This window comes from Nocardioides sp. Z30_9 (genome assembly GCF_058215735.1).
This window is the reverse complement of the sequence record NZ_JBZAJF010000002.1, coordinates 1,611,367-1,618,028: the sequence shown is the minus strand read 5'-3', so window position 1 is coordinate 1,618,028 and position 6,662 is coordinate 1,611,367. Positions and strand designations below refer to the sequence as shown.

Below are 6,662 nucleotides of genomic sequence, written 5' to 3'. Positions count from 1 at the left end.
CGAGGCCGCAGTTGCGCGCACTCGAACCACCTCAGCTGAGGTGAACCATGTGGGGTTTTGGTCCGGATCCGGCCGCTGACCTGACGGTCTTGCGTCCTGCGTCTTGCTCACTCCGGCCCAACAAGAAGAACATTAATGCCCCTCGGGCCAACGTGCAAATCGGGGCGATGTGACGCGCACCTCGTCCCTCCAGTAGCTCCCAGCCCCTCCAGTTCACTCGGAAACCACCACTACCGACGCGGCGGCTCCGGTGACCGTCACGTCCGACCCCACCCCGGGGACGCGCAGCGGCAGGTCCATGGGGGCGACCACCCTGACCAGGACGGTGTTGCCCCTCGTCTCCACGGAGTAGCCCAGTCCGGGGAACCTGCGCCGGATCCCGCTGCTGGCGAAGTACTCCGCGACGTAGCGGTGCGCGGTCGCCGGGTCGATCTGTGCAGTGCGGCCCAACCCGCGGGTGTAGACCTCCTCCCCCTGTATCCCGTCTGTTGCAGCCAGCGCCGCTGCGTCAGCGGCGGAGTTGAGCCCCTGGCGGCGCAGGTAGGCGGCCGAGGCGTCGACCACCACCGCGACCAGCAGTGCCACCACGACGGTGAACCCGATGATCAGCGGGGTAACCGAGCCCCGTTCGCTCCTGGACGCGTGTCCCCTGGCACGGACCTTCACGGCCTGGCCTCCCTGAAGGTGCCGTAGGGCGCCTCGTGCTCGGAGTCGACCCGGATGTGCGGGGTGTTGGACCCCAGTGCCGCCGGCATCAGTGGCAGGTCGACCGCGGAGCGGATCTCGGCGCGCACCACCGACCCTGGGGTGAGGCAGTTGCCCGGGTCTGGGCGGCAGCTGATCCGGACCTCGGGCACGACGTCGAGCCCCTGGTCGCGGTAGGCGAGGTTGACCGCCGCCCGGGCGCGGGCATGGCCGGTGGCCTGGTCCGGCGCGGTCACGAACGCCCTTCCCGCCGACCGGGCTGCAGCGGAGGCGGCGTACGCCGAGCGCTGGGTGTCGAACGCCGCCAGGACGATGTAGAGCAGCGGCACCAGCAGCAGGATGGCCAGCCAGACGAACTCGATCAGCGCCGTACCGGACTCGTCGCGCGCCCGCCGGCTCACGGCACTGTCTCCTCGACGCCGTGACCGGTCACCGACAGATGCACTCCCGGCCCCCACAACCCCAGGGGCGGCACCTCGGCACGCACGGTGACCGCCACGGTCGGTACGCCGCCCGCGGACTCACGGCGAGCACTGATGTCGTGCGCGAAGCGGTCCGCGATGGCGCCACGTACCTGCTCCCGGGTGCGAGCGGCACCGTCGGCCGGCGTGCGGTCGACGTTCGCGCCGTAGCGAGCCCCCTCGGTCGCCGCGGCTGCCAGGGTGTTGCGCACGTGCATCACCAGCCCGACCTGCAGGAGCCCCAGCACCAGCGGCACCAGCACCATGGCGACGAGCACGAAGTCGACCACCGCCGCGCCCCGCTCGTCGCGGACGTGCCGGTCAGCCGGTGACCGACGAGAGCGCTTCACGCAGCATCGCGCCCAGCTGGGATCCGGCGATCGCCCAGAGCCCGGCCACCAGCCCGGCGGTCATCACCGTGATCAGCACCCACCCCGGGACGTCCCCCTGCTCGTCTCGGCGCCGATGTCGCCTCAGGTGTCTCATCTCGATCTCCTCTCGGTCGAACACTTCACGGGACGACGAGGCGCAGCCCCACCAGTCCCGGCCAGAACGCGAACACCACGACCGTCGGCAGCACCAGGAACACGACCGGGACCATCATCAGGACCTCGCGGCGCGCCCCGGACTCGATCAGGGCGCGGCGTCCGGCCTCACGGACGTCACCGGCCTGCGCGTGCAACACGTCCGAGAGCGGGGTCCCCCGCTCGACCGCGATCGCGATGCCCTCGGCGAAACGGGAGACAACCGCCAGCCCCGACCTGCTCGCCAGGTCGTCGAACGCGCGGGTGATCGGCGTACCGGTGCGCACCTGCGCGAGGACGCGCCCCAGCTCCGCGGACAGCTCGCCCTGACTGCGGCGTACGACGCGGTCCAACGCCGCGACCGGCCCCTCCCCCGCGGCCACCGCGAGAGCCAGCAGCTCGGCCACGGTGGGGAACTCCTGGAGGATCAGCCGCTCGCGCTGCTCCACCTGCGCGGTCAGCCTGTTCTCCCGGAGCAGCACGCCGAGGACGAACGCGATCGCGCAGAAGACCAGCAGCGGCACGGAGCGCTCCGGCGACGCAGCGGCGAGAAACGCCGACGGCGCCGCGACGACGGTGAAGGCGACGAGCCCCCAGATCACCTGCTCGACGCGGAACTGGGCGACGTCGGTCTCCAGCCCTGCACGCTCGAGCCGTCGACGCACCGAGGCGGCACCGCCGAGGACCCGCTCCACCACGCGACCGGCACCGAAGAGCGCCGGCCCGAAGACGCCGACGAAGGCGTTGCCGGGAGCTACGGGCACCGGCAGCGAGGCGGGACGGGGCAGGTCCCGCACGTACGGCAGCACCCGCACCGCCAGCTGGGTACGCCGCGCATCGAGCACCGCCGCGACGACGAGCCAGAGACCGAGGCCGAATGCGGCGCCGAGCGCTCCCCCGGCCAGCGCGGTCATGCCAGGATCCGTCGCTCGGTCGGCAGCCGTCCGATCCGGACCATCGCCCGATACGCGACCGCGCACAGCACCGCCCCGCCGACCAGGACTGCCACGCCCGCTCCGGTGGAGTAGCGCTGGATCACCTCGGGCTGGAAGCACATCAGCAACAGCACCAGCCACGGAGCGGCGACGGCGAGGCGAGCGCCGTTGACGGTCCATGCCTGCCGGGCCTGCAGCTCCGAACGGGTGCGCGCGTCGTCGCGCAGGAACCCCGAGAGGCTGCGCAGCAACCGGCCGAGGTCACCTCCGCCGACCTCCCGCGCCACCCGCAGGCTCTCCACCACCCGGTCGCCCACTGGGTCGGACAGGCGCTCCTTGAGCCGGTCCAGCGCGTCGGCAAAGCGGCCGCTGACCTGGTAGTCGAGGGCGAAGCCGGCGAAGGCCGCGCGGAGCGGTTCGGGACCGCGCTCGGACAGAGCCCCCAGCGCCTCCGGCAGCGACATGCCGGCCCGGACGGCGGAGGCGAGGTTGTCGACGGCCTCGGGCCACACCTCGGCGAACTCCTGCTGCCGGCGCCTGGCGCGCCCGTTGACGACGGCCACCGGCAGATAGCCACCGATCACGCCGAACACCAGCGCCACCGGCACCGTCCTCGACGCCACCAGGACGACGGCGGCGGCCACCGCGGCGCACACGCCACACACCACCACGAAGCCAGCGACACTGACGTCGCCGAGGCCGGCGCTGCTCAGCAGCGGCCGTAGCCGCGATGGCCGGGGCGCTCTTGGCGCTACCGGCACCGGGGTCAGGAAGGCCGACCAGATCAGCAGCAGGCCGACCCCGAACCCCAGCCCCAGGACCGCGCCCATCAGTCGCCTCCCCGCAGGATCCGGTGCACGTCCACCCCGGCCCGCTCGAACGTGTCCACCCGCGTCGGCATCCCACCGGTGTGCACGAGCTCGCCGTCCTGCCGCACGAAGATCGGCTCGGTCTCGACGATGTCGTGCTCGACCCTTCCGGGCACGGCGACGATCTCGTTGACCCGTCGTACGCCGGCGCCGTCAAGGCCGAGGTGCACGACGAGGTCGACGGAGCTGGCCACGGTGGGCACCACGAACCGGGCGGAGATGTTCTCCCCGGCCAGCAGTGGCAGCGTGCACAGCTTGACCAGTGCCTCGCGGGCACTGTTGGCGTGGATGGTCGCCATCCCGGGCAGGCCGGCGTTGAGCGCGAGCAGCAGGTCGAGGCACTCCGCCGAGCGGACCTCTCCGACGATGATGCGGGTCGGGCGCATCCGCAGGGTCTCCCGGACCAGGTCGCGCAGCGTGACCTCGCCGGTGCCCTCGAGCCCCGCCTGCCGCGTCTGCATCGGGACCCAGTCGGGATGGCTGAACCTGAGCTCGAAGACCTCCTCGGCCGACACGATCCGGTCCCCGCCCGGGATGGCTGCGGCGAGGCAGTTGAGCAGGGTGGTCTTCCCGGCCTGGGTCCCTCCGGCCACCACGATGTTCTGGCCCGCCAGCACCGCTGCCTCGAGGAAGCGCGCGGCAGTCGTAGGCAGGGAGCCAAGCTGGACGAGGTCGCCGAGCCGGGCCGCCTTGAGGACGAACTTGCGGATGTTCACGGCCGCGAACTCGCGGCTGATCCCCTCCAGCACCACGTGCAGCCGATGCCCGGCCGGCAGCATCGCGTCCACGAACGGCTGGGAGAGATCGATGCGCCGCCCGCTCGACTTCAGCATCCGCTCGACCAGGTCCTGCACCTCCTGCCGGGTCAGGATCACGTTGGTCAGCTCATGACGACCGTTGCGCGCGATGAACACCCGGCTCGGCTCGTTGATCCACACCTCCTCGACCTGTGGGTCGTCGAGGAACCGCTGCAGCGGACCGAAGCCGGACACCCTGGCCACCAGCTCTCCGACCACACCCGCCGGATCGGGCACCGGAGCCACGACCCCGGTCAGGCTCCGCTCGTCGTGGGCCCGCACCAGGTCCTCGGCCAGGCGGCGCACCCGCCCCGCGTCCAGCTGCGGGTCGACCCCCTCACGGCGTACGACCGCACGCAGCTGCTGGTCGAGGTCAGCGACCAGGTCGACCGTCGAGATGCGCGAGAGCCCCACCGGCATGCACCCTTGCTTACTCCCGAAATACGAGACTCGGCCACACAAATTCTCTGCCTGTGGACAACCCTTGCCCGCGGCCACGCCGGAGCGTCGATGACCACCAAGCCGCTTCGGGTGCTGGGCTACGTGCGCCGCTCGACCGACAAGCAGGCCGTGTCCCCCGAGCCCGACTAGCCGGCGAACGGCACCTCGACGCCGATGATGTGCACGACGCCGCGGCCCACCAGAAAGAGTCCTCCCGCGGCCAGCAGCAGCACCGTCATCAGGCGACCGCGCTTGTCGATGAAGTGGGCCAGAGCCTGCAGGGCGCGTTGCGAGGGGTCGGGCGCCACCAGCGTCATCGCAATCGGGAGCCATGCCGGCAGCGCTGTCACGAGGACCACGACACAGACCACGATCAGGCGGGCGGGTACGTCGAGATCACCGGCGGCGATCTCCTTGGCCACGGGGACCATCACCGCCAACGTGGTGAAGTTCGTCGCCATCGAGAACACTCCGAAGCCCAGCGCCTGTCCCGGGTCGAGCCCGCGATCGCGCGACTTCCTGGGCTTCGGGTCACGCGGCCGGCGGTATCGCAGCACGGCAGCGATGAGTACGAGAAGGACGCCGAGGACGACGTCGAGCGAGTCGCTGAGCCGGGGCTCCTTGGGGAGGGCGATCGAACGGCCGAAGAGCACCAGGACCGACAGGAGCACCAGCAAGGTTCCGCCGACCCCGATGGCGTAGCACCCCGCGACGCGGCGGCCGTCGCGCCCAGCCAGGAGAACGGTCTGCTCCGTGAGCATGACCGGGCTGACAGCTCCCGCGAGAGCCAGCGGGATCACGAGCGCGAGGACACTGACCATTTACCGGAAGCGTAACGATGGCCCGTCTGACGCGCCTCGTGTCGAGGGACCGAAGCCCGAGGCCCTGGCCACCAGCTCCCCGGTCACCCCCGCCCGGGGGCACCGCCGGGCGGGCTACTTCGCCGTCTTGACCACGTCGATCACGAACCACAGGGTCGCGTTGCCGGGAATGGCCGGGGCGCTGCCCTCGGCGCCGTACCCGAAGGCGGGCGGCATCTGCAGCAGCACGCGGCTGCCGACCTTCACACCGGGCAGACCGATGCTCCAGCCGCGGACCAGCTCGCTCAGCGGCTTGGTGTAAGGCTCCTTGGTGAAGCTCTCGTCGAAGGGGCTCTCCCCCTTGTAGGTCATGCCGAAGTAGTTCACCGTGACCGTGTCGGTGGCCTTCACCACCGCGCCCTTGCCCTTCTTCAGCACCACGCGCTGGACCGGGGTGGTCAGGGCCGGCTCCTCGATCCCGGCCCAGTCGAAGCTCACGGGCTTCCCCTTCTCGACCACGACCTTCGGCAACTCGCTGGCGGGCGCGTCGTGCACCTTGTCGTCCTTGGGGGTCGGCGCGACCGGGGCCTTCTTCACCAGGTCGGCGACGAGCACGATGCCGTCCTTCTCACCGATCCCCAGCTGCGCGCCGGCCGTCGGGGACCCGAACAGGTCGGTCGAGTTGGTCACGGCGACCACCCGGGAGCCGTACGTCGCGTCCTCGAAGATCTGGTCGAACACGGTGCCGAGCTGCCCGGTGTTGGGCAGCGACTCGGGGGCGCCGTTGTCGTAGTAGCTGAAGACTTCCTTCTTGGTGGTGCCGTTGCCGACCCACAGGTAGGTGCTGACGGCATCGCCCTTGGCGATCTTGTCGCCGTCGCCCTTCTCCAGGGTGGTGACCTTGGTCGAGTCCGGAAGGGCGACCTTGGTGTCCCACTTCGCCTTCACGCTCTTTCCCACGTCGCCGGTGAAGGAGACCTCGTCCAGCCCTTGGCTCTTTGCCGAGGACGACTTCTCCTCGGTCGAGGAGCTGCCGCACGCCGCGAGGGGAACGAGCAGGGCGAGCGGGATCAGGGAGGCTGCAATGCGGGAGGCGCGACGAGTCAAGAGTTCGACCTTCTGGATGGGGG

At 70.9% G+C, this 6,662-nt stretch carries 9 protein-coding genes; all 9 read right to left on the bottom strand.

The genetic code is table 11. The features are described 5' to 3' along the window. Positions 1-213: 213 nt before the first annotated feature. Positions 214-666: a pilus assembly protein TadG-related protein gene (locus tag AC4BGB_RS18545; RefSeq protein ID WP_490548429.1), complete on the bottom strand. Its 453-nt coding sequence runs from the start codon at positions 664-666 to the stop codon at positions 214-216. Continuing rightward, the gene (locus AC4BGB_RS18540) at positions 663-1,106 is read right to left on the bottom strand and encodes a hypothetical protein (RefSeq protein ID WP_490548428.1); all 444 of its coding nucleotides are present in this window, start codon (positions 1,104-1,106) and stop codon (positions 663-665) included. The genes AC4BGB_RS18545 and AC4BGB_RS18540 overlap by 4 nt, the downstream gene beginning before the upstream one ends. Continuing rightward, positions 1,103-1,516 (bottom strand): TadE/TadG family type IV pilus assembly protein, encoded by a 414-nt coding sequence (locus AC4BGB_RS18535; RefSeq protein WP_490548427.1) that lies wholly within the window; start codon positions 1,514-1,516, stop codon positions 1,103-1,105. Before AC4BGB_RS18535 ends, AC4BGB_RS18540 begins: the two co-directional genes overlap by 4 nt. Next, positions 1,488-1,652 (bottom strand): hypothetical protein, encoded by a 165-nt coding sequence (locus tag AC4BGB_RS18530; RefSeq protein WP_490548426.1) that lies wholly within the window; start codon positions 1,650-1,652, stop codon positions 1,488-1,490. Before AC4BGB_RS18530 ends, AC4BGB_RS18535 begins: the two co-directional genes overlap by 29 nt. Before the next feature lie 25 nt (positions 1,653-1,677). After that, complete coding sequence (locus AC4BGB_RS18525; RefSeq protein ID WP_490548425.1) at positions 1,678-2,604, bottom strand: type II secretion system F family protein; 927 nt, start codon at positions 2,602-2,604, stop codon at positions 1,678-1,680. Then, positions 2,601-3,455 (bottom strand): type II secretion system F family protein, encoded by an 855-nt coding sequence (locus AC4BGB_RS18520; RefSeq protein WP_490548424.1) that lies wholly within the window; start codon positions 3,453-3,455, stop codon positions 2,601-2,603. Before AC4BGB_RS18520 ends, AC4BGB_RS18525 begins: the two co-directional genes overlap by 4 nt. Continuing rightward, the gene (locus AC4BGB_RS18515; RefSeq protein WP_490548423.1) at positions 3,455-4,711 is read right to left on the bottom strand and encodes a TadA family conjugal transfer-associated ATPase; all 1,257 of its coding nucleotides are present in this window, start codon (positions 4,709-4,711) and stop codon (positions 3,455-3,457) included. Before AC4BGB_RS18515 ends, AC4BGB_RS18520 begins: the two co-directional genes overlap by 1 nt. A 167-nt stretch (positions 4,712-4,878) precedes the next feature. Beyond that, positions 4,879-5,553, bottom strand: a complete 675-nt coding sequence (locus AC4BGB_RS18510; protein WP_490548422.1) for a GAP family protein — start codon at positions 5,551-5,553, stop codon at positions 4,879-4,881. Positions 5,554-5,667: 114 nt separating this feature from the next. After that, complete coding sequence (locus tag AC4BGB_RS18505; protein WP_490548421.1) at positions 5,668-6,639, bottom strand: FKBP-type peptidyl-prolyl cis-trans isomerase; 972 nt, start codon at positions 6,637-6,639, stop codon at positions 5,668-5,670. Positions 6,640-6,662: the final 23 nt, after the last annotated feature.

Bases quoted from the DNA above. Each gene is read 5' to 3' on its own strand.
- AC4BGB_RS18530 (WP_490548426.1), bottom strand. From the start codon at position 1,652: ATGAGACACCTGAGGCGACATCGGCGCCGAGACGAGCAGGGGGACGTC.
- AC4BGB_RS18525 (WP_490548425.1), bottom strand. From the start codon at position 2,604: ATGACCGCGCTGGCCGGGGGAGCGCTCGGCGCCGCATTCGGCCTCGGT.
- AC4BGB_RS18520 (WP_490548424.1), bottom strand. From the start codon at position 3,455: ATGGGCGCGGTCCTGGGGCTGGGGTTCGGGGTCGGCCTGCTGCTGATC.
- AC4BGB_RS18515 (WP_490548423.1), bottom strand. From the start codon at position 4,711: ATGCCGGTGGGGCTCTCGCGCATCTCGACGGTCGACCTGGTCGCTGAC.
- AC4BGB_RS18510 (WP_490548422.1), bottom strand. From the start codon at position 5,553: ATGGTCAGTGTCCTCGCGCTCGTGATCCCGCTGGCTCTCGCGGGAGCT.